Annotated in this window: 20 protein-coding genes; 8 read left to right on the top strand and 12 right to left on the bottom strand. The window is 61.6% G+C overall.

The features are described 5' to 3' along the window. Window positions 1–86 precede the first annotated feature (86 nt). Entirely contained in the window at window positions 87–668 is a 582-nt protein-coding gene (locus JF539_RS12335) for an NAD(P)H-dependent oxidoreductase (protein WP_207140976.1), read from the top strand. A gap of 105 nt (window positions 669–773) precedes the next feature. On the opposite strand, the gene JF539_RS12330 is transcribed toward JF539_RS12335, so the two are convergent. The 3 genes from JF539_RS12330 to JF539_RS12320 form a co-directional block, all read right to left on the bottom strand. Further along, window positions 774–2267: a transglycosylase SLT domain-containing protein gene (locus JF539_RS12330; RefSeq protein ID WP_207140975.1), complete on the bottom strand. Its 1494-nt coding sequence runs from the start codon at window positions 2265–2267 to the stop codon at window positions 774–776. A 218-nt stretch (window positions 2268–2485) separates the two neighbouring features. Then, a complete protein-coding gene (locus JF539_RS12325; protein ID WP_207140974.1) occupies window positions 2486–3493 on the bottom strand; it encodes a P1 family peptidase in 1008 nt (335 codons plus the stop codon). A 52-nt stretch (window positions 3494–3545) separates the two neighbouring features. Continuing rightward, window positions 3546–4073 carry a flavin reductase gene (locus JF539_RS12320; protein WP_209017260.1) on the bottom strand — a complete coding sequence of 176 codons (528 nt, stop codon included), beginning with the start codon at window positions 4071–4073 and terminating at the stop codon, window positions 3546–3548. Between the two features lie 257 nt (window positions 4074–4330). Between JF539_RS12320 and JF539_RS12315 the strand changes: the two genes are divergently transcribed. After that, a complete protein-coding gene (locus tag JF539_RS12315) occupies window positions 4331–5434 on the top strand; it encodes a branched-chain amino acid ABC transporter substrate-binding protein (protein ID WP_207140973.1) in 1104 nt (367 codons plus the stop codon). A 79-nt stretch (window positions 5435–5513) separates the two neighbouring features. On the opposite strand, the gene JF539_RS12310 is transcribed toward JF539_RS12315, so the two are convergent. Next, complete coding sequence (locus JF539_RS12310; RefSeq protein WP_207140972.1) at window positions 5514–6128, bottom strand: YceI family protein; 615 nt, start codon at window positions 6126–6128, stop codon at window positions 5514–5516. Between the two features lie 301 nt (window positions 6129–6429). Here JF539_RS12310 and JF539_RS12305 point away from each other — a divergent pair, with 301 nt between their 5' ends. Next, entirely contained in the window at window positions 6430–6951 is a 522-nt protein-coding gene (locus JF539_RS12305) for a L,D-transpeptidase (protein WP_207140971.1), read from the top strand. Between the two features lie 167 nt (window positions 6952–7118). Here the strand turns inward: JF539_RS12305 and JF539_RS12300 are convergent, their stop codons facing one another. Then, window positions 7119–8324, bottom strand: coding sequence for a vWA domain-containing protein (locus tag JF539_RS12300; RefSeq protein WP_207140970.1), 1206 nt, complete (start codon window positions 8322–8324; stop codon window positions 7119–7121). Window positions 8325–8331: 7 nt separating this feature from the next. Continuing rightward, window positions 8332–9270 carry an AAA family ATPase gene (locus JF539_RS12295; RefSeq protein WP_207140969.1) on the bottom strand — a complete coding sequence of 313 codons (939 nt, stop codon included), beginning with the start codon at window positions 9268–9270 and terminating at the stop codon, window positions 8332–8334. A gap of 144 nt (window positions 9271–9414) precedes the next feature. Here JF539_RS12295 and JF539_RS12290 point away from each other — a divergent pair, with 144 nt between their 5' ends. After that, on the top strand, window positions 9415–9762 hold the full coding sequence (locus JF539_RS12290; protein ID WP_209017259.1) for a c-type cytochrome: 348 nt from the start codon (window positions 9415–9417) through the stop codon (window positions 9760–9762). Between the two features lie 154 nt (window positions 9763–9916). Then, on the top strand, window positions 9917–10189 hold the full coding sequence (locus JF539_RS12285; protein ID WP_207140968.1) for an usg protein: 273 nt from the start codon (window positions 9917–9919) through the stop codon (window positions 10187–10189). Between the two features lie 8 nt (window positions 10190–10197). Here JF539_RS12285 and JF539_RS12280 read toward each other — a convergent pair whose 3' ends face one another. Both JF539_RS12280 and JF539_RS12275 read right to left on the bottom strand, forming a co-directional pair. Beyond that, on the bottom strand, window positions 10198–11001 hold the full coding sequence (locus tag JF539_RS12280) for a tRNA1(Val) (adenine(37)-N6)-methyltransferase (protein ID WP_207140967.1): 804 nt from the start codon (window positions 10999–11001) through the stop codon (window positions 10198–10200). Window positions 11002–11004: 3 nt separating this feature from the next. Beyond that, complete coding sequence (locus tag JF539_RS12275) at window positions 11005–11235, bottom strand: DUF2007 domain-containing protein (RefSeq protein WP_207141518.1); 231 nt, start codon at window positions 11233–11235, stop codon at window positions 11005–11007. A gap of 220 nt (window positions 11236–11455) precedes the next feature. Here JF539_RS12275 and JF539_RS12270 point away from each other — a divergent pair, with 220 nt between their 5' ends. Beyond that, on the top strand, window positions 11456–12472 hold the full coding sequence (locus tag JF539_RS12270; protein ID WP_419247681.1) for a polyprenyl synthetase family protein: 1017 nt from the start codon (window positions 11456–11458) through the stop codon (window positions 12470–12472). 6 nt (window positions 12473–12478) lie between these two features. Here the strand turns inward: JF539_RS12270 and JF539_RS12265 are convergent, their stop codons facing one another. Beyond that, window positions 12479–13360 carry a 4-(cytidine 5'-diphospho)-2-C-methyl-D-erythritol kinase gene (locus JF539_RS12265; RefSeq protein WP_207140966.1) on the bottom strand — a complete coding sequence of 294 codons (882 nt, stop codon included), beginning with the start codon at window positions 13358–13360 and terminating at the stop codon, window positions 12479–12481. 11 nt (window positions 13361–13371) lie between these two features. Further along, window positions 13372–15159, bottom strand: coding sequence for a tetratricopeptide repeat protein (locus tag JF539_RS12260; RefSeq protein WP_209017258.1), 1788 nt, complete (start codon window positions 15157–15159; stop codon window positions 13372–13374). Window positions 15160–15429: 270 nt separating this feature from the next. On the opposite strand from JF539_RS12260, the gene ppdK reads away from it, so the two are divergent. Together ppdK and JF539_RS12250 are read left to right on the top strand one after the other, a co-directional pair. Continuing rightward, a complete protein-coding gene (gene ppdK / locus JF539_RS12255) occupies window positions 15430–18099 on the top strand; it encodes a pyruvate, phosphate dikinase (RefSeq protein ID WP_207140965.1) in 2670 nt (889 codons plus the stop codon). Window positions 18100–18144: 45 nt separating this feature from the next. Then, window positions 18145–19101: an ArgK/MeaB family GTPase gene (locus JF539_RS12250; RefSeq protein WP_207140964.1), complete on the top strand. Its 957-nt coding sequence runs from the start codon at window positions 18145–18147 to the stop codon at window positions 19099–19101. A 31-nt stretch (window positions 19102–19132) separates the two neighbouring features. On the opposite strand, the gene JF539_RS12245 is transcribed toward JF539_RS12250, so the two are convergent. Further along, on the bottom strand, window positions 19133–21418 hold the full coding sequence (locus JF539_RS12245) for a bifunctional diguanylate cyclase/phosphodiesterase (protein ID WP_207140963.1): 2286 nt from the start codon (window positions 21416–21418) through the stop codon (window positions 19133–19135). Between the two features lie 222 nt (window positions 21419–21640). After that, window positions 21641–22351 carry a RadC family protein gene (gene radC, locus JF539_RS12240; protein WP_207140962.1) on the bottom strand — a complete coding sequence of 237 codons (711 nt, stop codon included), beginning with the start codon at window positions 22349–22351 and terminating at the stop codon, window positions 21641–21643. Between the last annotated feature and the right edge of the window lie 4 nt (window positions 22352–22355).

Here is a 22355-nt window from a genome sequence, read left to right as displayed (position 1 = left end):
ATCTTGATCTTATGCGGCTGCGATGTCAAATAATGACCGCGGTCAATTTTTAGATCGAACATCTTCAACTTTGAGAAGGGAAGAAAATGACACGGATACTGATCCTTGACGGACATCCCGCCATCGGCTCTTTCTGCGGAGCGCTGGGGAACGAATATGCGCGGAACGCCGAAAGCAACGGCCACGAGGTGCGCAGCCGCCATCTCGGGGACATGCGCTTCGATCCCGATTTCGGGACATCGGACTTCAGTAAGGCGCCGGCACTGGAACCGGACCTGGAGGCTCTCTGGCAGGACATCGTCTGGTGCGAGCATATCGTGATCGCCTATCCGCTCTGGTGGGGCGGCCATCCGGCAAAACTGAAGGGGCTGTTCGACCGCATACTCCTGCCGGGCAAGGCGTTCAAATACATCAAGGGCAAGGCGCTCCCGGAAAAGCTGCTGCAAGGCCGTACGGCAGAGGTTCTTGTGACGGCCGATACGCCCGGCTGGATTTTCCGCTGGATCTATGGAGCGGGGACGCGCAAACAGACAGAAAAGCAAATCCTGGCCTTTTGCGGGTTCAAGCCGAAGGGCTATCATCTCTTTTCGCCCATTCTCGGCTCCGACGACACGGCCCGTGGGAAAATGCTGCGCCGGGCAGGGGAGCTTGGCCGAAAGGCGGCCTGAGACTTCGAACTGTTCAAACGGCAGTCTTCACCAAGTGCGGAGGTCCTTTCCTGGACCTCCGGCTTCGCTCAGACCGTTCGCACGCCGCCGCAATCCGCTTCAGCTCTACTCCGTCGCGGTTTTCCGGTCCTTCGCGACCGCACTGTCTTTCCGCCGTTTTCTCTCGTTTTCAAAAACGACGTAATACTGAAAGATGTTGCCGACATAATCGACGGGCTGCCGGCCGATTCTCGAGGCGACGATCCATTCCACGTTGCCGAACCACTTGTCCGGATCGTAGCCTTTGTCCTCGGCTTCCTTTCGCATGCGCGCGAACCGGCTCGGACCGGCGTTATAGGCGGCAAGCGAAAAGAACATCTGGTCGGCTTTCTCCTTGGACAGCCCGGCGAAATACTGGTCGGCCAGGTGCCGGAGGTATTTGACCCCCGCATGAACGTTTTTTTCCGGATCCTGCGCAACGCCGTCGATATTGATGGGATTTCCCTGCGCCGTGGACGGTTTGATCTGCATGAGGCCGACCGCGCCGGTCGGGTTGCGGGCTTTCTGGTCGAATTTGGATTCCTGGTAGCTTTGCGCGGCGATCAGCAACCAGTCGAACTTGTACTCCGAGCCGTATTTCTGGAACAGGTTCCGAACGTCCTGTAGCGCCGATTCGTAGTCTTCCGCCGTCAGGTCCTTCAGATATTCGGCTTCCTTGAGGTAGCGCTTGATGAGAATGTTTCCGAGAAGCGTGCCCTTCTTGACGGTTGCGGCATAGCCGTTGACCAGTTTCAGGAGCTCCGGGGCGCTCTTGCGGACCGCGATGGCGATTTCCCCGTCCGTACGCACCGCAGCCTTCGGGTGGCTCTTCAGGCCTTCCAGAACCTCCATCCAGAGTGTGGCCTTGTGCTGGTCGACAACAACCATCGGAATTGCTCCGGCGGCGACCATTTCGAGGAGGTCCTCGTCTTGCAGTCTTTCGTCCGCGACTACGAGTTTAACCGGTTCCTTGCCGTCGTCCGACAAACTCTCGTTCAGTTTCTCAAGGCTTTCGAAGTAGGACGACGATTTGCGGATATGGATTTCCTTGCCGGACAGGTCTTGCGGCGACGTCAGATCGGGGACCTTGCCGGAGGTCACGGGCACTTCGTGAACGTCCTTGATCAGCGGCGCGGAAAAGGCTGCGAGTTTTTCGCGGTCGGCGGTGACCGTCAGATTTCCAAGCGCGATATCGCCACGGTTTTCCGCAAGGTCCTGAAACAGCTTGTCCCTCGACGTCGGCAGAAGCGTGACCGCGACATTTTTCGCGGCCTTGCCGTGTGTCTTGAGCAGATATTTCCGGAATTCATTGGCGACATCCACGGAGATGCCGCGCTGAACGCCCTTGTCGATGAAATAGAAGCTCTTTGAGAATGGGACCAGCACGCGCACATAGCCGCGTTCGAGCAAGGCTTCGAGATCGCCGTCAAAGGGGTCTCGCAGCCGCTGCTCGAAACTGTCGGCAAGACCGGCCTCTGTGGTTGAAGCACCAAGTCCTGAAGACGGGGCAAACGCGAGGAGCAGGCAGAAAAGCGTGAAAAAGCGGGCAAGGGAAGCGTCTGAACGGAAAGCGGACGGCATTTGAACCTCAAGTAAGCAAAAAAACCGATAGGAATTAAGCCGATTGAGGCGCTCCCGATCAAGGAAGAACAGCCGGCTAAGCGCAACGCTGTTCCGCAGGGGTAAAGGCGGTCTCAACCCGGCCGGTAAAAATAGTGTAATTCCTTATGGTTTCCGCTTTGCCGCCTGGCTGAGGGCCTGGGCTTGCGGTCGCTGGCCTTGTCCGGACCTTGCTCGGCCTATGAGGCGTATCGCTCCCGCCAGGTCGGGACCGGATCCCCATCGGCTGGCGCTGCGTGATAGACACCGCGCGCGATGGCGCGCGCCAGGCAGGACGCGGCGGCCGCGCCGAGCCGAACCATGTCCTCAAGGCCGTTTTCCAGCTTTCGCTGCCCCGTTGACATGGCGAAAACCAGGTCTCCGTCCAACGGCGTGTGGGCTGGCCAGAGCGCCCGGGCAAGACCGTCATGGGCCATGACCGCCAGGCGTTTGGCTTCTCCCTTGGTCAGGATGGCGTCGGTTGCGACCGCTGCGATCGTCGTGTTGGCTCCCGACTTGAGGGCATCCAGTTTGGTGCGCACAGCGATCGCGTCTCCAGGCAAGGGATGGGCCGGGCCAAGGCCGCCGAATTCATTGGCGAACTCGAAGGGAGCCGCCCAGAAATGGGCACTGTCGCCGACCGTTGCCCGGCCAAGTGCATTGACCGCCACGATGGCGCCGACGGTCACGCCGTTTTCAAGCACATGGGATGCGGAACCGAGGCCGCCCTTCAGATTGGCGGTCGTGGCTCCGGTGCCGGCACCGACGGAGCCGAGAGAGAATTCGCGGCCGATGGAATCGAGCGCGGAGCGGCCGAGGTCCCGGTAGGGGGTGTCCTGACCCCAGCTCTTGTCGCCCCCGTTCAGGAGGTCGAACAGGATCGCCGTCGGCACGATCGGCACGCGCACGGGGCCGACCTGAAAACCGTAACCGAGTTCGGCCAGACGCCCCTGAACGCCGGCGCCGGCATCGAGACCGAAGGCGGATCCGCCAGCCAGCACCACGGCATCGATTTTCTCGACGGTCTGTTCCGGTTCCAGCAAGGCGATTTCGCGGGTGCCGGGCGCTCCGCCCTGAATGGCGACGGATGCGACGGCAGCCTCGTCGGGAACGAGAACAGTGGCCCCGGATTTCAGGTCCGGATCGGTCGCGTTGCCGACCTTCAGCCCGGGAACATCGGTGATCAGGTTGCGTGGACCGGCCGTCATGAGGGCGTCCCAGGTTCAGTGAAGCAGGACGGACAGTTTGATGAGAAGAGGGTTACGTGTCGAGGCTTTTGTAGCCACGGCGGACGTAAAGGAGGGATTTTCCCGGGGAGGTCATTCTGAGGTCCGCGACGGTGCCGACAATAATGGAGTGGGTTCCGATTTCGGTCACCGAATAGACCTCGCAATCGACGTTGAGCCGTGCGGTGTCGAGGGCCGGACAGCCGGTCGCCATCGGTGTCCATTCGCCCTTGGCGAAGCGGCCGGGCATGTCCAGTTTTTCGCGGCCGGCGAAAACGTCCGAAATCGTCTCGTGGTCGTCACTCAAGGTGTTGAGGCAAAAACAGCGATTTTTGAGGACGGCGTCGTGAATACGGGTTTCACGGTTGAGGCAGACGAGAAGGCTCGGCGGATCGTCGCTGACCGAGCAGGCCGCGGAGACGGTGGCCCCCATACGGCCTCCCGGTCCATCGGTCGTGACCACATGGACGGCGGCCGCGATCCGGCTCATGGCTTCCCTGAAGCTCGCGGAATCGAGCGCGAGCCTGCCTTCGTCATTTGGATCGCAAGGGAATGAGGACATGGTTTGCTCCGGGTTTCTCCACGGCAATGGAATCGGTACGGGCCGCCCCGCGCCGGACGAGTTTATGTGTCCGCCCCACTTGTGGCCAGAACCGTTCAGGTTTTATGAATTTCGTTTCCGGCTCAGGGTTGGAACGAAGAACCTGCCTAGGGCCATACCCTCGGACTTTGATGAGGATGCGATTGAGCTGTTTAGCTCTACAGGTTAGGGGTAGGCAAGTCGCGCGTGGGACGGCCATCGACGTTTCGGGAGAGTGAATGACATATCGACAGCTTGCGGCGGTCGTGCCGTTACTCGTTTCCGGACTGCTGCCGGGATCCGCTCTGGCGGATATCCGGATTGCGATCGCAGGTCCGATGAAAGGTCAGTTCGCTCCGTTCGGCGCGCAGATGAAAGCGGGCGCGGAACAGGCAATTGCCGACATCAACGCTGCCGGCGGCGTGAATGGCGAGGCCCTGGTTCTCGAAATCGCGGATGACGCCTGCAACGAGGACCGGGCTGTTGCGGTCGCCAACCAGTTGATCGGGCGAAGTGTCCGTTTCGTTGCCGGGCATTTCTGCTTTGGCGCCTCCGTTCCGGCAAGCGAGGTCTATGCCGGCGCGGGTATCGTGCAGATCTCGCCGGCGACCACATTGCCGAGGTTTACCGACGACCGGCCCGGGAAAGGCATATACCGTCTTGCTCCGCGTGACGACGGTCAGGCCAAGATTGCCGGCCGGTTTCTGGCGGAAGAGATGTCCGGCAAGCGGATCGCGATCCTCCACGACAAGACCGCCTACGGCAAGGGTCTCACGGATGCGGTCAAGGCAACGATGAACGGTCTCGGGGAGAACGAAGTTCTGGCGTTGGGGTTCGATGCGGGCCAGGACAGTTACAATCGCCTGGTTTCGCGGCTCGCTCTGGAGGGTATCGAAGTCGTCTATCTTGGCGGTTACCATCCGGAAGCGGCCCTGATCGCCCTGGAGATTGCGCGCCAGGGTCTGGATGCGGTTCTGGTTTCGGGCGATGCCCTGATGAGCGAGGATTTCTGGCTAGCCGCGGGGGCTGCCGGGAACGGCACGCTGTTGACCTATCCGGAGGTTCCAAGAAACAGACCCGAAGCGGCGGACCTGGTCAAGGCGCTGGAGGAGGCGGGTGCGAGCGCGGACCGCTATGCGCTGACCACCTATGCGGCGATCCAGACATGGGCTCAGGCGGCCGAAACGGCAGGCAGCTTTGAGCTTGGAGCCGTTGCGGAGGTTCTCGACGAAGGCACCTTCGAAACCGTTCTCGGAGCCGTTTCCTTCGATGCCAGGGGTGACGCGGACCGTCCGGCCTATGTCTGGTACGAATGGCGGGACGGTACACCGAAGAGAAAGTGAAGCCTGGCCGGCGAAAAAGGAAAAGGAGCACACGGATGACGACGATCCCTGTGCTCTTTTTGCAGTCCGAACGCCAGGGTCAGCCGCGTTTCCCGGTGCCGCGGATCTGCAGGTTCACCTTGTCGGCGTAAATCGGCAGGCCGGCGTCCATGCCGTAGAGGCTCCTGAAAAAGCCGCCGTTCACTTCGAAATCGACATGTCCGTTGGACTTGGCGCCGAGCATTTTCACGGAGAGCTTTGTGCGTTTCTGCTGACCGCGCATGGTCAGGACGCCTTCGACCTCGGCGGTGTCCTTGCCGGTAATTCTCACCCGGGTGCTTTGGAACACGGCCTTGGGATACTTGGCGACGTTGAACATGGCCGAGCTTTTCAGAAACCCGGTGACCTTGTCGTTGTTCGTCTGCACGCTGCTGAGGTCGACGGTAACGACGACCCGGCTCCGGTGAGGTTGTTTCTCGTTCAGGGTCATTTTGCCTGAAACGTTCCTGAATTTCCCGGTAACGGGACCGCGGCCAATGACACGGACCGAAAACCCGGTGTCGAGGCGGGCGGGCGACAGAATGTAGGTTCCCGTCAGCGAGCCCGCGTTGGCGGTGACCGGAAAGGTGTACAGAGTTGCAAGGCATGCCAGTACCGTCATCGACTTGGTCAGGCGGCCGGCCAGTTTGAAGAAATTACTGCGGATGCGAGTCATCTGAATTGTCCCTCAAGGAGTTGATAGGCACTTCCTGGGCGGCGGCTGGCCGCTTGAATTCCCGGTGGCCGGGTCTCGTGTCCTCCCGAACCATGCAGCCATTATCTTTGTTCTGACCTTGCGTCATAGTGTTCGCCGTCACAGCGCCCGGGACGGCCTGAAATCTGAATTTTACCGGTCCGCATCCAAGGCTCGCCTTCCGGTGCATCTGTCCGTTAACCAACAGATCAGATAGGGCGGGACAGGCGGTTTTTCGGAAACCGGCGTCACGGTATCTTTCCGGAAAATTCTGGAGTCCGTCATGCGTGCGTCAGTCAGTTTGCGCCTTTTGCTTCCCCTGGTCGCGATCTTTGCCTTTTGGGAGCCGGTGGCGACCGCTCAGGCCGCGGAACTGGTCGGGTTTACCGACAGGGGGTATCGGCCCGGGACGATCGTGATCAAGAATTCCGAGAAGCGGCTTTATCTGGTGCTGCGCGGCAAACGCGCGATCCGTTACAAGGTGGCGGTTGGAAAACGCCGGAAGGCGTGGACCGGACAGGCGGAAATCACCGCGAAATATGTCAAGCCGGCCTGGTCGCCATCGGCGGAAGTGCGCCGGGATTTTCCTCACTTGCCGTCGGTTATCGAGGGTGGCGCGTCGAACAATCCCATGGGGGTTGCCGCCATGACCTTGTCCAACGGGAACTACGCCATTCACGGGACAAACCGCCCCGGATCGATCGGCCGGGCGGTGTCCTATGGCTGCATCCGCATGGCGAACCGGGACATCCAGGACCTCTTTCAGCGCGTGAAGGTCAGAACGCCGGTTGTCGCGGTACCGTGATCGCGACCTGACGGGGTCTGCCTGTAAAACAGCCGCAGGGACAGCATGCCGCATTTAGTTTCGGGTTGTTGAACATATATTCGTGCGAGAGCGATGTTTCGCTCGTTATAGACCCCACCGGCGTCAAGTGCCCCAACGCGACGCCGGTGGGGTTTCCATTTTGGAGCTCAGAGCCAGTTTCTGGGATTGGCGGCGGGGGAGCGGCCGGTGCCCGACAGGGCCTCCACCAGATCGGCGACCGCATTGAGCGAATGGGCGGCGCGGAATTCGTCTACATGCGGCAGCATCGCGCGGATGCCCTTGGCCTTGGCCTCGAAGCCGTCGAAGCGGAGCAGGGGATTGAGCCAGACCAGGCGACGGCAGGAGCGGTGCAGGCGGTCCATCTCCCGATCGAGATCCTCGTCGGTATCGCGTTCAAGACCGTCGGTGATCAGGAGAACCGTCGGCTGCCCGGACAGGACCCGGCGCGACCAGTGCAGATTGAAATCGTGCAGCGCCGAGGCGATCCGGGTGCCGCCGGACCAGTCCTCCACGTCTTCCGAACAGGCCTCGAGCGCTTCGTCCGGATCCTTCATCCGGAGCTGGCGGGTGACGTTGGTCAGCCGCGTTCCAAACAGGAAGGTATGCACATTGCGCCGCTCGGCGGTGAGGCCGTGGAGAAAATGCAAAAGCAGACGGGAATACTGGCTCATGGAGCCGGAGATGTCGCAGAGTGCGACAACGGGCGGGCGTTTTTCGGCGGGCTTGCGGAATTTCAGGTCGATGATGTCGCCACCCGCCCGCATGGACGCGCGCAAGGTGCGGCGCGGATCGATACGGCCCCTGGCAGAGGGCGTTAACCGGCGCAACCGGATATTATCCATGGCAAGGCTCATCGACCTTAGCGCCTTGATGGCGACCGCGATTTCGTCGGCGGTCATCTGGGCAAAGTCCTTCTTCTGCAGAAGCTCCTTGCCGGACACGGTGAATTTGGCATCCACCTCGATTTCCGGAACGGTTTCTTCCGCGACCCTTTCCTTCGCCGCCTCGAAGGCTTGCGACACGCGCGTCTGCCCGGCCTTGGGTTTTTCCGGTTCCCCGCGCGGCGGCGCGACCGGTGACAGCACCGCCAGCATCTTTTCGATCAGCCCGCGGCTTTGCCAGTAGATCCGGAAGGCCTCGTCAAAAAGAAGCCGGTGCTCATGCTTGCGCACGAAGACCGCATGGAGGGTCCAGTAAAGATCCTCCCGGTTCTCGATGCCGGAGACTTCCACGGCCGTGACGGCGTCGACGACGGAAGCCGGCCCGACAGGTACGCCCGCCTTGCGCAAGGTCCGGGCGAAATAGACGATGTTGTCGGTGATCCGCGAGCGCATGTCAGGGGAGGCGGACATCACGGTTTCAAACCGCCGGCATGGTCTTGGGAGGCGGCGCGTCCTTCCGGATGTCGTCGACCATCTGACGGACCTTGGAGCCGCGCACCCGTTCGATGTCGTCCTGGTATTTGAGCAGAACGCCGAGCGTATCGGAGGCCATGTCCGGGTCCAGGGCGATTTCGTTCAGTTCCGACAGGGCGGTTGCCCAGTCCAGGGTTTCGGCGACGCCGGGCTGCTTGAACAGGTCTTCTTCCGCTCGCAATTTCTGGACGAAGGCAACGACTTCCGCCGCGAGCCGCTCGGATGCGCCGGGCACCTTGCGGCGCACGATTTCAAGCTCTCTTTCCGCGTCCGGATAGTCGACCCAGTGATAAAGGCAGCGCCGTTTCAGCGCGTCGTGAATTTCACGGGTCCGGTTCGTGGTGATGATGACGATCGGCGGTTCCTTCGCCTTGACGGTTCCGATTTCGGGAATGGAGACCTGATTGTCCGCAAGCACTTCCAGAAGAAACGCCTCGAAGGCTTCGTCGGCCCGGTCGAGTTCGTCGATCAGAAAGACGGGCGCCCCCGACAGGGACGGTTCCAGAGCCTGAAGCACGGGGCGTTTGATCAGGAACCGCTCGTCGAAGATCGATTTGGAGAGTTCGGTGTGATCGGTGTCCCCGGAGGCTTCCGCCACGCGGATTTCCACCATTTGCGCCGGGTAGTTCCATTCGTAGACCGCGGAGGAAAGATCGAGGCCCTCGTAGCATTGAAGCCGGATCAGGTCACGGCCGAGCGTGGCGGACAGCACCTTTGCGATTTCGGTCTTGCCGACGCCGGCCTCGCCTTCCAGAAAAAGGGGACGCCGCATTTTCAGCGCCAGGTGCAAGACCGTGGCAAGCGACCGGTCCGCGACATAGCCAGCCTGGTCCAGGAGGTGAAGGGTGTCCTCGATGGACGCGGGAAGAGGGGGCTGACTCATGAAACCTCCGAAGGCCGGTGCGGCTTTTGCTTGCGGGAGTTTCCAGTCGAAACGGAAATTTCCCGGGGCAGTGATCGCCCTGATATGTTTGTTGTTCCGAACCATCTATAAAAACGGGAAACGATTCAAGGGAGGGAGAGAATTGTGCGGACCGTAAAGCTGTTCATCTTGTCATTTCTGCTGATTTCAGCGTCTCAGGCGGTCATGGCGGCCAATGGCGTTTACCCGAGCGACCCCGTCAGCCTGGCGACCGGCCGGGAACTGGCGGAAATACACTGCGCGGTGTGTCATGCGGTTACAACCGACGACCAAAGCGCTGAGGCGGGGGCGCCCGCTTTCCGGGACCTTTCAAAATGGTATCCCCTGGAAAGCCTTGAGGAACCGCTCGCCGAAGGTATCGTCACGGCCCATGACACCATGCCGGAGTTTGCCTTCGAGCCTGCCGACATCGATGCCTTCCTGGGCTACCTGAGCTCCATTCAAACCAAATGACGATTAGCCGCCGCACTGGTTGGAGCGGTGTTAGCAGTGCGAGGCTGCTGCTGCTAAAGTGCTGTTTGTGAACAGTTTTTCATTGTAGAATGTCTTTGGTCGGGCCGGGTTCCGTGACACTCTTTCTTTGTCAGGCAACAAAGAAAGGATCGGCATGAACACCAGCTCGGACTTTGAAAAACGCCTTCTCGGTTACGGTCTCCTGACGGCGGAGATCCTCTACCGGTTACCGGATCACCCGAAACTGCTGCAGAGTTTCTTGTGGCAGACGGAGGACATGGCTCCCAGGTTTCCCGAACTGAACAGGTTTCTGCACTTCTGGGAGAAGGAAATAGAAGGCCGGATCCATTCCGTGCGTGTCGCCCATCAAAACCTGATCGAGCCGGTCGATTTCCGCTACGCGGATGGCGGATTGGTCGTTCACTGAGCTTGGTATCAGCGGCGGGGCGTTAGTCCCAGGCCTTCGCCGTCGCGCATGACGCGTCTCGATTGCGACGTGAAGTCGGAACCGTCGCCCTCGTGGAGGACGAAGCCCGGCAGGAGCTGCATGGGAGCCTTGCTGGCCCGGACGGCCCGGATCAGGACGCGGGTGGCGGCCGCGTCCGGGCGCGGCCGCAACGGGATGACATCGATCGATCCGAAGCGCCCCTTCAGGACGCTCAGGAGTTCCAGCAACCCGTCCGCGCGGAAAATGACGGTCAGGCTGCCGCCTTCTTTCACGACGTCGGTCGCGGTTCTCGCCCAGGGCTCCAGGCCGCGCTCGTCCAGCATGTGCGCGTCTGCCCGGGCCGCATTGGGTGAGGCCCGGAACCGGTCGGCCTCGTAATAGGGCGGGTTCATGATGGCGTGGTCGGCCATCGAGGGCGTCAATCCGGCCCCGTGGCGCAGGCTTCCCTTGGCGGTTATGTCGGCCTCAATTAGCGACACCCGTTCGGAAAAGGCCGCATTGGCCGGATCGCTCAGTCCCTGTTCGGCGAGAGCGAGAACGGCGCGGTCGATTTCGACAAGCGTGACCGAAATGCCGGGGAGGCGGGCGGCGGCGCAAAAACCCGCGGTTCCGACACCGGCTCCCAGATCGACGACATGACCCTTCGTGTCCTTCGGCAAAGCCGCTGCCAGATAGACCGCGTCGAGACCGGCTCTGTGCCGGCCACGCCTGGGCTGGCAGACATAGACCTGCCCTCCCAGAAAGGCATCGCGGGTGATATCCGTTTCGCTGGACTTGGCGGTCTCGCTCACACCCTAGTCCTTTTCGGGGCGGAGTTCGTGGGCGAGGCCGGCATCGCGCACCAGTTTGCGGGCCTTTTCCAACTGGTCGGAGTCCACCATCACGCGCCGGGGGATCATGGCGAGAGATCCTTCCAGAATGCTCATGTTGCCATCGGCTACGAAATGACTGATGCCGGCCTCCTCCAGAATCGATTCCAGAAAGGAGATGAGGACCGGATCGTTTGTTCTGACGATTTCTTCCATATGTTTCCCGGAGGCCGCCTTTGGTCCATCGGATAAAACCTGGTCAAGGACGCCTGGTGCAAGGGTCATTGTCGGGTCCGCGCGGAACGCGTTTCAGCAAATCCGCATGCGGCATATTCTTCAGATAACCGCATTTCAACGGATTGTCAGTGGATTGTCGACTTGCCCCGAAAGCCTTCGCGCCATATTGTCCGCTCAAACATTCACGGGAGTGCCATAAGTGGCCGTTGCTGCGACTTATTCTGACAATCAATCGCGTAATCCGAGCATTCAGGCGCTCGTGGACCTTGTGTCTTCGGGGATGGGAGATGTCAACGATCTGATCCTCTCCAAGGCCGGCTCGAATGTTGAGCTGATTCCGGAAATTGCCAAACACCTGATTTCGTCGGGTGGCAAGCGGCTTCGTCCGATGCTGACGCTGGCCTGTGCGGATATGTTCGGTTACGAGGGCAAAGGCCATGTGACCCTGGCGGCCAGCGTGGAGTTCATGCATACGGCGACGCTCCTTCACGACGACGTGGTGGACGAAAGCGATATGCGCCGTGGCAAGCTCGCGGCCCGCAAACTGTGGGGCAACCAGGCGGCCGTGCTTGTCGGCGATTATCTGCTCGGTCAGGCCTTCAAGATGATGGTGGACGTGGGCTCTCTGGAAGCGCTGCGCATTCTATCCAGTGCCTCGGCGATCATCGCCGAGGGAGAGGTGCTCCAGCTGGGAGCCGCAAAGAACATCGGAACGACCGAAACCGATTATTTGCGGGTGATCGAGGCCAAGACGGCGGCCCTTTTTGCCGCAGCCGCCGAGGTCGGGCCCGTGATCGCGGGACAAAGTGACGCAATGAAAGCGGCGGCCCGGACCTATGGCATGGAACTTGGCTACGCGTTCCAGCTTGTCGATGACGCTCTGGACTATGGCGGATCGTCGGCGGATCTGGGCAAGGACATCGGCGACGATTTCCGTGAAGGCAAGATCACTCTGCCGGTCGTTCTCGCCGTGGCGCGGGGAACGGACGAAGACCGGGCGTTCTGGAAGCGCTGCCTTGAGGGGGACGATATCGCCGATGGCGATCTGGAGCAGGCCATCGAGCTTCTGAAGAAATACGAGGCCCTCTCCGAGACTGTGGAACGGGCCCGCGACTATGGCGCAAAGGCCATGAAGGCACTCGAAACGCTGCCGACAGGGCCGCACAACGACGCCCTGGCGGATGCCGTGGCCTTCTGCATCTCGCGTGTGAGCTGACGACAGTCAGGAAAGCGGGCCAGAAGCGACCCACCAATGCGGATGGGCCGCCCTGAGGGTGCGTTCCACGTCCAGGGCATCTTTTGTCTGACACAGTCCGAAGCAGGTCGCGCCTGATCCCGACATTCTGGCGAAGCGAATGCGTTCTTCCGCGTCCAGAACGGTCAGAACGTTCTGGATGGCGTCGCAGATCCGGATCGCCGGGTCCTGCAGATCGTTCCGGCATGTTTCCAGAAAACCCGTCAGGTCGCCAAGGCTCTCGAAACGCTCCGGCACAGCCGGCATCGGGGGATTGTCCCAGTGTGTCATCGTCTCGAGAACGTCCGGTTTGGACACGGCCCTGCGAGGATTGACCAGAACGACACCGCAATCCGGCAATTCCGGGCCCGGTGACAGCGTCCCGCCGCTTCCGCGTATGAGCTGAGGTTCGGGAACGAGGCAGACGGGTACGCCGGCGCCCAGGGAACGCGCGACGCGCTGCAGGTCGGCATCCTCCAATAGCGTTCCCGTGACATCTTCAAGAAGCCGCAGGGTGGACGCGGCGTCGCTCGATCCTCCGCCGATGCCGGAGGCGACCGGCAGCCGCTTGGTCAGCGTTATCCGCACGTCAGGGACGGGGATCCCGGTGGCCTCGGCAAAACCGTCGATGGCCTTCAGGATCAGGTTGCTTTCCGGCGGTCCGTCGAGATCGCGCGCGAAGGGGCCTTCCCGAACCAGCTCCAGCCTGTCCGAGGGTTCTATCGCGATGCGATCGCCGATCTGCGGGAATGCGACCAGGGACTCCAGAAGGTGGGATCCGTCCGGTCGTCGGCCGGTCACGTGCAGGGTCAGGTTGACCCTGGCCCGGGCAAGTTCCGCCCGGGGTGCCGAAGGGATGCTGGGAGACATCGAGAGGCCGGTCAGCCGCCGTTCTTGTCGGATTCGGCCTTGGCCGCGTCGGTCGGCGTCGGGTCCTTCATGCCGTTGGCGATCTTGTCCAGAATTTTCGGCAATTCCTTTGCATCCGGACCAAGGTCGCGGGCGTGGTTCCACTGGAACCTCGCCTCGTCGCGGCGGCCGACCATCCAGTAGGCGTCTCCAAGGTGGTCGTTGATCACGGGATCGGCCGGACGCAGTTCGATCGCACGTTCCAGCTCCTTCACCGCTTCCTCGTACCGGCCGAGTCGATAGTAGACCCATCCCAGACTGTCGACGATGTAGCCGTCCGTCGGACGCAGCTGAACAGCGGTCTTGATCATCTCAAGCGCTTCATCGAGTTTCAGGCCCTGGTCGACGAGAGAGTAGCCGAGATAGTTCAAAACCAGCGGCTGGTTTTCGTTCAGCTCAAGCGCCTTGCGGAAATCGGCTTCGGCCAGATCCCACTTGCCGAGCCGTTCGCGGGAAATGCCCCGGAAATAGAGCAGCAGCCAGTGCTGCTGTTCGAATTCGGAAATCGTATCGATGCCTTGGGTATAGGTTTCTTCGGCATCTTCGTAGATTTCATGGGACCGCAGAATATTGCCCAGCGCGATGACCGCTTCCAGGTCCGAGGGGTCCTGACCGATCAGGGCCTCCAGATGCTGACGCGACTCGTCAAGCTTGTCCAGCGCGTTGTAGTTCAGACCGACTTGAATCTCCGCTTCCCGCTTGAGAACGCTGTCGTCGGGCACAAGCATCAGCGCTTCGATTGCCCTGTCGGGCCTGTCCATGCGTTCGAAGACGTTGCCGAGAGCGATCGCCGCAAACTCGGCCTTGGGGTCGAGATAGAGTGCAAGCTGCAGGTAGGAGGTGGACAGCTCTTCGCCGCCGTCCCTGCCGATGACGGCACCGAGACCGTAAAGGATCTCCGACATTCCGGCCGACGGGTCGGTCACCATCGGCGGGAATACGGCGCCGGATTCAAGCATCTCTCTGGTCTGCTCGAGTTTGGGGTGGCCCCGGAACTGCTTGTCGTACTGGTCGAGCGCTTCGACGGCATCCTTCTGCCGTCCGTTGGCGGCAAGAATGCGGGCATAGGCATCGACGACCCGGATCGCTCCCTGATCGATCGCGTATGCTTCCTCGATCGCCTCCAGCGCCTCGGCGGTCCGTCCGGCGGCAAACAGGAGATGGGCCTTGTGTGTCGCCTTGAACACTTCGAACCAGTCGGGGCCTTTGAGGCTGTCGATTGTTTCGACGGCGTCATCGACCTTGCCGGCGCCATAAAGCGCCCAGGCGCGGGATATCCCGACCGAAAGCTGGGCCAGAGGTCCGTTGCGTCCCTGTGAAAACAACTTGTCCGCCTCGGCATAGTTGCCCTGTTTCAGTTCCCTGGCCCCCAATGTGATCTGGGCCAGGAAATTCTGCTTTCCGGCAACTTCCAGCTCGCCTGCATAGTGGACGGCCTGGTCCACGTCGCCGTTGGCCAGCTTCAAAAGGAAGGTTCGCTCCAGGAGCATGGAATTGTCGGGGTCCGCGGCAAGCGTTTCCTCGTAAAAGGCCGCGGCCTGACCGTAGTCCTTCTCGAAACCGGCCAATCGGCCGGAAAGGTAACTGCCGGACAGGGTGAAGGGCAGACCTGACGGGGTGCCGAATGTTTCCGGCTGGGGCTGTGTATCGGCCGCAGCGGCCGCCGGCAGAAGAGCGAGTGCGCTCACAAGCGCGAGAAGTTTCGCTTTGAAAGGCCTCCGGTCCGCAGGAACAACGGCACCGGTTACTTTAGTCATCATTCGTCGCACTTCTTTTTTTGGCAGATCGGATAATTGCATATTGCCTTTGACAATGGCGTCTTTAAGGCTCATCGGCAAGGCGAAGGGGAAAACTTTCTGCGTGATTAAATCCATTTGATTTTGCCGGGCGTTGGAAACTCCCGGATATAGGATATAAGCCAACGCTATTGTGTCAAAAAGGACTTGAAGACGCATAGCCGCCGTAGCAGGAATGCCCTGCAACAAAGGCGGAGGCACAGGCGTCTCCAATCTGAGGCTAGGAGAGTAAATATGGCCAAATGGGTCTACAGTTTCGGCAACGGCTCTGCGGAAGGGGCTGCGGAGATGCGCAACCTGCTTGGCGGAAAAGGCGCCAACCTTGCCGAAATGAGCAGCCTGGGCCTGCCGGTTCCACCGGGCTTCACCATCACCACCGAGGTGTGCACCTGGTACTATGAAAACGGCAATACCTATCCGGACACGCTGGCCGCGCAAGTGGCCGAGGCCCTTGAGAACATCGGGACCCAGACCGACCGGAAATTCGGCGATCCCGAGCGTCCGCTTCTCGTATCCGTGAGGTCCGGCGCGCGCGTTTCCATGCCGGGCATGATGGATACCGTCCTCAACCTGGGCCTGAACGACGAAACCGTGGAAGCGCTTGCCAGGGAAGCCGGCGACCGCCGCTTCGCCTATGACAGCTACCGGCGTTTCATCCAGATGTACTCCGACGTGGTCCTGGGCCTCGACCATCATGAGTTCGAGGAAATCCTCGAGGAATACAAGGAACGCAACGACCTGACGCTCGATACGGAGATCGATGCGGACGCCTGGCTCGGGATCATCGAGAAGTTCAAGGCGCTCGTTCAGGAGGATCTCGGCAAGCCGTTCCCGCAAGACCCGCAGGAACAGATCTGGGGGGCTATCGGCGCTGTCTTCAGTTCCTGGATGGTTCCGCGCGCCGTGACCTACCGGCGGCTTCACGATCTGCCTTCGTCCTGGGGAACTGCCGTCAACGTTCAGGCGATGGTCTTCGGCAACATGGGGGAAAAGTCCGCAACCGGCGTTGCCTTCACGCGGAACCCGTCCACGGGCGAAAACGCGCTTTACGGAGAATTCCTGGTCAATGCCCAGGGCGAGGATGTCGTCGCCGGTATCCGCACTCCCCAGGACATCACCGAAAAGGCCCGGAAGGAAGCCGGTTCGACGAGCCCCTCGCTTGAGGCGCTGATGCCGGAGGCTTTCGCGGAGTTCAAGACCTACTGCACGAAGCTCGAAGAGCATTACAAGGACATGCAGGACCTGGAGTTCACCATCGAGCAGGGCAAACTCTGGATGCTGCAGACGCGCAACGGCAAGCGCACCGCGAAGGCCGCTCTCAAGATCGCCGTCGACATGGTGGCAGAAGGCCTGCTGAGCGAGAAGGAAGCCATCGGCCGGGTGGAGCCCGGAGCGCTGGATCAGCTCCTGCACCCGACCATCGACCCAAAGGCGGAGCGGGACATCCTGACCACCGGCCTGCCGGCCTCTCCCGGAGCCGCGTCCGGCGCCATTGTGTTCAGCTCCGATGCGGCCGAGGAAGCCAAGGGCGCGGGCCGGAAGGTCATTCTGGTGCGCGTCGAGACAAGCCCGGAGGATATTCACGGCATGCACGCCGCCGAAGGCATCCTGACCAGCCGCGGGGGCATGACCAGCCATGCGGCCGTGGTCGCACGCGGCATGGGCAAGCCCTGCGTTGCCGGCGCGGGCATGCTGCGTATCGATTACCGCAATGGTGTCATCAATGTCGGCGGGCGCCTGCTCAAGGAAGGGGACATCATCACCATCGACGGCGGTACGGGCCAGGTGCTCGCCGGCGAGGTGGAAATGCTGCAGCCGACCCTGTCGGGGGATTTCGGAACGCTGATGGGCTGGGCGGACAATGTCCGGCGCATGCGCGTGCGCACCAATGCAGAAACGCCGCAGGATTCCAAAGTCGCGCGTGAATTCGGCGCGGAAGGCATCGGCCTTTGCCGGACCGAGCACATGTTCTTCGAAGGCGAGCGGATCGTTTCGGTGCGCGAGATGATCCTTGCCGAGACGGAGGACGGACGCCGGGCCGCGCTGGCAAAGCTCCTGCCCATGCAGCGCAAGGATTTCACCGACCTGTTTGAAATCATGCACGGCCTGCCGGTCACGATCCGGCTGCTCGACCCGCCGTTGCATGAATTCCTGCCCAAGACGGATGAGGAACTGGCCGAAGTCGCCAAGGCGATGGGCGCCGAACCGGAATTGCTGCGCGACCGGGCGCTGGCTCTGGAAGAGTTCAACCCGATGCTGGGACACAGGGGGTGCCGTCTCCTGGTCTCCTATCCGGAGATCGCGGAAATGCAGGCCCGGGCGATCTTCGAGGCAGCCGTGGAGGCTGCCCGGGCGACCGGCGCGCCGGTCGTGCCGGAGATCATGGTCCCGCTGGTCGGTATCAAGGCCGAACTGGACCTGGTTCGCGAGCGGATCGACGCTATGGCCAAGGCGGTGACCGAAGAGACCGGAACGGACATCAGCTACCAGATCGGAACCATGGTCGAATTGCCGCGCGCCGCGCTGAAGGCGGCGGAAATCGCCGAGTCGGCGGAGTTCTTCTCCTTCGGAACCAACGACCTCACGCAAACGACCTTCGGCATATCGCGCGACGATGCGGCCTCCTTCCTGGGAACCTACCAGAGCAAGGGCATCCTGGAGCAGGATCCCTTTGTGTCCCTCGATCAGGAAGGGGTCGGAGAGTTGATCAAGATCGCGGTCGAACGTGGCAAGTCGACCCGCGCGGCCATCAAGCTCGGCATTTGCGGCGAGCATGGCGGCGACCCGTCGTCGATCTCCTTCTGTGAGACGGTCGGACTGGATTACGTATCCTGCTCGCCGTTCCGCGTCCCGATCGCGCGTCTGGCTGCGGCTCAGGCCGCCTTGAAGTCGAAGTCGGGCTGATCGAATGCGGCCGCTTTTACCGAATGGCGCGAGGGCAGGGGCGGCGTGAGCGCCGGGTACCCGTCTCTCGAAGACCTGCGCGCGGGCGGCAAGCGCCGGCTGGGCCGGGTATTGACGCGTCTGGAGACCCATGCCGGAGAGGCGGAGACAGCGGCGTTTCTCGACCGGGTGCTGAAGGACCCGTTCGGACAGGTGCTCGGGTTGACCGGTCCTCCGGGTGTCGGCAAGTCGAGTCTGACGGATGAACTGGTCAAGGCCTTCCGCCGCGAGGGGAAGCGGGTCGGCGTTCTGGCGGTCGATCCGTCCTCCGCCGTGACCGGCGGCGCGCTATTGGGCGACCGGACACGGCTGAAGACCGATCCTTCCGACGAGCATCTCTTCGTGCGCTCCATGGCGGCGCGCGACCGCCTCGGCGGCCTGTCCGATCACGCGGTCGCGGCCATTGCGGTGCTTCGGGCGGTCTGCGATCTGGTGATCGTGGAAACCGTCGGCATCGGCCAGTCGGAAGGAGACCTCAAACAGGCCGTCGACACGGTCGTCCTGTGCATTCAGCCCGGCTCCGGCGACAGTCTTCAGTTCATGAAGGCGGGCATCATGGAGCTGCCGGACATCGTCGCGGTTACCAAGGCCGATATGGGCGCGCTGGCGCGCCGCGCGGCATCGGATGTCACGGGTGCGCTCTCCCTGAGCGCGCCGGGCCAGGCGTCTTGGTCCGTTCCCGTCTGCGAGGTCTCCGCCCGGGACAGGACGGGCGTCGAGGATCTGGTGGCGCATTGCCGGCGTCATTACCTCCTTCTGATGGAAACCGGCCGGTTGAAGACGCTTCGGCGGCTTCAGCACAGGGCGTGGTTTGAGGACATGGTGCGCACGGAATTTGGCCAGACGGGACTAGGGCTTGCCAGGGCGGACAGCGCTGGTGGATGGCCGGACCGGGCGCTGGAAGCTCCGTTCACCAGCTTTGCCGCCTTCGCATCGGATCTCAGGCAGCGCCTCTCCGGTTGACGCCTGCGCGCAGCCGCATTGAACTCCGCAACTAAACCGCGCGCGAATGGTAGCTGAGGTCGGCGCCGAAACCGGTGGCTCTGCCGTCTTGGAATTCTCTCAGGAACGCAGACAGCGCGGTCTCCGACAAAGGCTTCGATATGAAATATCCCTGCAGACGATGGCAGTCGTGCTGTTGCAGGAATTCGATCTGCTCGGCTGTCTCGATGCCTTCGGCCACGATGGTCATCCCGAGGGCCTTCCCGAGTTGAATGATGGATACGAGAATGGCCTCGGCTTCGGGATTGCCGTTCATGTCGGACACGAAGTCCCGGTCGATCTTGAGCGTGTCGAACGGAAAGCGGCGCAGGTAGCTGAGGCTGGAGTACCCCGAGCCGAAATCGTCGAGTGCGACCTTCACACCGAGGTTCTTCAACCGGCGCAGAGCCTTCAGCACGGCATCGTTGCGGCCGGCAAAGACGCTCTCGGTGACCTCGAGTTCCAGGCGCTGGGGCGGCAGATTGTTCGCAGCCAGGATCGCCATGACCTTTTCCACGAACCGGGGATGCTTGAACTGGTTCGGCGATACGTTGACCGCGACGACGATCCCCGGCCATTCATGCGCCTTGGCGCAGGCCTTGTTCAACACCCAGATGCCCAGATCGTTGATCAGGCCGGTTTCTTCCGCGACCGGGATGAACTGGGCCGGAGAAACGACCGTTCCGTCCTTCTTGGTCCAGCGCGCCAGGGCCTCGACGGAGACGATCCGCTTGACGTCGGTGTCGGACTGGGGCTGAAAGGCCAGGTCGAGCTGGTCGTTCTTCAACGCCCAGCGGAGCTCCCGGGACAGTTTGTCCTTGGATTGAACGTGCTGTTCCATGGAGGGTTCGAAGAAGGAGCGTCTGTTGCGCCCGTTGGCCTTGGCGTCATAAAGCGCGATGTCGGCCTTGCGAAGCAACTCGTCCGGGTCGTCGCCGTCCCTGGGAGAGATCGCGGCGCCCATGGACAGGCTGGCATGAAGTTCCCGGCTGCCGATCATGATCGGGCGGCCGATCTCGTCCTGCACCTGGTCCAGAATATGCTCCAGCCATTCGTCGTCGACGCAGTCCTTCAGGGCCATCGCGAACTCGTCGCCGCTGATGCGTGCCACGATACCGGCGTTCGTTCCTGTTTCTGGAATGACGCGCCGCAGGCGCTGGGCGATTGCCGTGATCACCTTGTCGCCGGCGGAGTGCCCCAGCGTGTCGTTGATGTCCTTGAAGTGATCCAGATCGATGTAGACGACGGCGGTTTTCCTGCCCTTGACGGCGGCTTCTTCCAGAATGTCGGTCAAGAGCGTGTGGAATCTGGCCCTGTTCGGTAAGCCCGAGAGCTGATCGTGACGGGACGCGTGGACCGCTTTTGCTTCGCTGCTGGCCAGGCGCCGGGTCATTTGACGGGTGAATACGATCACGGCGATCACGACCGCGGCGATCATGAAGGCGGCGACCGCCATGTAGCGGATGATGCGCTCAAGCATCTGGCTGCCCGGCTGTGTGGCCTGCCAGGCAATGACACCGACCTTTCGGCCACGGGGCGAGCGCATTTCGAACATGCCGAGGGCGTCGCGGTTGGCCTGATCGTTCGTAAGCGCGAACGTGTCCAGGCCGGTCATTTCCAGAATATCTTTCAGTTTTTCACCGCGCAGGGGAATGAGACCGATCAGAACCGCGGGCGGGTTGCGTTCGTGGGATATCGTCTGGACCTGCGGCATGACGGCGGCGGCGGTGAACAGATAAGGTTCGCCGTCGATGGAGACGGTGCCCGTCTGCGCGATCGAATGCCGGGCGCTGCTGTCCCTGGGAACGTAGCTGTGAAGACCGGACGGGGTGCGGCGAAAGGAGGAGATGTAGCGGGCACGGACCTTCGCGACGGCCGGCTGAAGCTCATCGAACAGCTCCGGCGGCATCCAGTCTTTCTTGTGATTGCTGGAATAAGCGTAGGCAATCTCGAAGTTCCGGTCGACCAGCGCCGACTTGGTAAAGCCGTGCGCCTGGTACATCCAGTGCATCATGTTGTTAAAGATCCAGCTCCGGTCCGGCTGCGGCTGATTGACGACGCGATAGGCCTTGTCCCAGATAACGACACCGGTTTGCTGCTTCGCCATGTAGTTCAGGGTGAGCTGCAGGGCGCCGGCTATCAGCGTTTGCTGGGACTGCTTGGCGCTTTGGTCGGACAGGCGCGCTGACCAGTGCATCAGGCCGAAAATTCCGGCGACGGCGGCAAGAACCACGACGACCATCGGAATGATGATCGCATTGGCTATCTTTCCAGCTGAGTTGTTTTTTATATGTTGCATCTACAGCCCAGTCACATCAGGGGCTGTTGAGAATGAGCTTCCCGCAGCTTAGCCTTCCGATCCCCCGCTTTTGTTGTGGATCGAAAAATACCCTTGTCTCAGCAGTCCCTGAGACGACTATCGCCGGGTGAGGTTAAGGAATGCCCCTCAATTCGTAGTAAATTATCAATGAATGACCGTTGAGCCGGATAAGATCCGGCCGGGCAGTTTCGAGGGGCGGGGTCAGATCAGGCGCAGGCTGCGGAAGCTGACCGTGTTCCTGAGGCCGACGATGACATGGTCGTGCACCTCGATGCCGAGCGGTTTGGCGATGTCGACGATCTTCCGGGTCATCTCGATGTCGGCGCGCGACGGGGCCGGGTCGCCTGAAGGGTGGTTGTGCACGAGAATGAGCGCGGTGGCGCCCAGTTCGAGCGCGCGGCGGATCACCTCGCGCGGATAGACCGGGGTATGATCGACGGTCCCCGTCTGCTGGATCTCGTCGGCGAGCAGGCCGTTCTTCTTGTCCAGGAAGAGGATCCGGAACTGCTCGATATCGGCGTGTTCCATCGAGGCCTGCAGGTAGGCAATCACCTTGGACCAGGAGTCCAGAAGCCGGCGCTCGTCCAACTCCGCCCGGTGATAGCGGGCGATCGCCGCATGAACCGCCTTCAGGGTGTCGATGCTGACATCCGACAGGCCGGTAATCTCCTTCAGGCGCGCGCGCGGCGCGGCAAGGGCCGCCGAAAAGGAGCCGAAGCGCTTCAAGAGGGCCTTGGCGATCGGCTTCGTGTCCTGCCGGGGCAGGGCGGAAAATAACAGGAATTCAAGCAGTTCATAGTCGGCGAGGCTTTGCTCGCCGTTTTTACGGAATCTCTCCCGCAGTCTTTGCCGGTGGCCCTTGTGGTCCGGCTGGGACGCCTTCGTCCCGGCCTCGGGCTTTGGGTCGGACATGGAA

This window comes from Roseibium aggregatum, from assembly GCF_017309185.1.
Lineage (GTDB): Bacteria > Pseudomonadota > Alphaproteobacteria > Rhizobiales > Stappiaceae > Roseibium > Roseibium aggregatum_B.
Note: the sequence above shows the minus strand (reverse complement) of the source record. Positions and strands in the feature narration are given on the sequence as shown.

What these genes read in the sequence shown, in the direction of transcription:
- JF539_RS12335 (WP_207140976.1), top strand. Translation starts at nt 87, where the DNA reads ATGACACGGATACTGATCCTTGACGGACATCCCGCCATCGGCTCTTTC.
- JF539_RS12330 (WP_207140975.1), bottom strand. Translation starts at nt 2,267, where the DNA reads ATGCCGTCCGCTTTCCGTTCAGACGCTTCCCTTGCCCGCTTTTTCACG.
- JF539_RS12325 (WP_207140974.1), bottom strand. Translation starts at nt 3,493, where the DNA reads ATGACGGCCGGTCCACGCAACCTGATCACCGATGTTCCCGGGCTGAAG.
- JF539_RS12320 (WP_209017260.1), bottom strand. Translation starts at nt 4,073, where the DNA reads ATGTCCTCATTCCCTTGCGATCCAAATGACGAAGGCAGGCTCGCGCTC.
- JF539_RS12315 (WP_207140973.1), top strand. Translation starts at nt 4,331, where the DNA reads ATGACATATCGACAGCTTGCGGCGGTCGTGCCGTTACTCGTTTCCGGA.
- JF539_RS12310 (WP_207140972.1), bottom strand. Translation starts at nt 6,128, where the DNA reads ATGACTCGCATCCGCAGTAATTTCTTCAAACTGGCCGGCCGCCTGACC.
- JF539_RS12305 (WP_207140971.1), top strand. Translation starts at nt 6,430, where the DNA reads ATGCGTGCGTCAGTCAGTTTGCGCCTTTTGCTTCCCCTGGTCGCGATC.
- JF539_RS12300 (WP_207140970.1), bottom strand. Translation starts at nt 8,324, where the DNA reads ATGTCCGCCTCCCCTGACATGCGCTCGCGGATCACCGACAACATCGTC.
- JF539_RS12295 (WP_207140969.1), bottom strand. Translation starts at nt 9,270, where the DNA reads ATGAGTCAGCCCCCTCTTCCCGCGTCCATCGAGGACACCCTTCACCTC.
- JF539_RS12285 (WP_207140968.1), top strand. Translation starts at nt 9,917, where the DNA reads ATGAACACCAGCTCGGACTTTGAAAAACGCCTTCTCGGTTACGGTCTC.
- JF539_RS12275 (WP_207141518.1), bottom strand. Translation starts at nt 11,235, where the DNA reads ATGGAAGAAATCGTCAGAACAAACGATCCGGTCCTCATCTCCTTTCTG.
- JF539_RS12265 (WP_207140966.1), bottom strand. Translation starts at nt 13,360, where the DNA reads ATGTCTCCCAGCATCCCTTCGGCACCCCGGGCGGAACTTGCCCGGGCC.
- JF539_RS12260 (WP_209017258.1), bottom strand. Translation starts at nt 15,159, where the DNA reads ATGATGACTAAAGTAACCGGTGCCGTTGTTCCTGCGGACCGGAGGCCT.
- ppdK (WP_207140965.1), top strand. Translation starts at nt 15,430, where the DNA reads ATGGCCAAATGGGTCTACAGTTTCGGCAACGGCTCTGCGGAAGGGGCT.
- JF539_RS12245 (WP_207140963.1), bottom strand. Translation starts at nt 21,418, where the DNA reads ATGCAACATATAAAAAACAACTCAGCTGGAAAGATAGCCAATGCGATC.
- radC (WP_207140962.1), bottom strand. Translation starts at nt 22,351, where the DNA reads ATGTCCGACCCAAAGCCCGAGGCCGGGACGAAGGCGTCCCAGCCGGAC.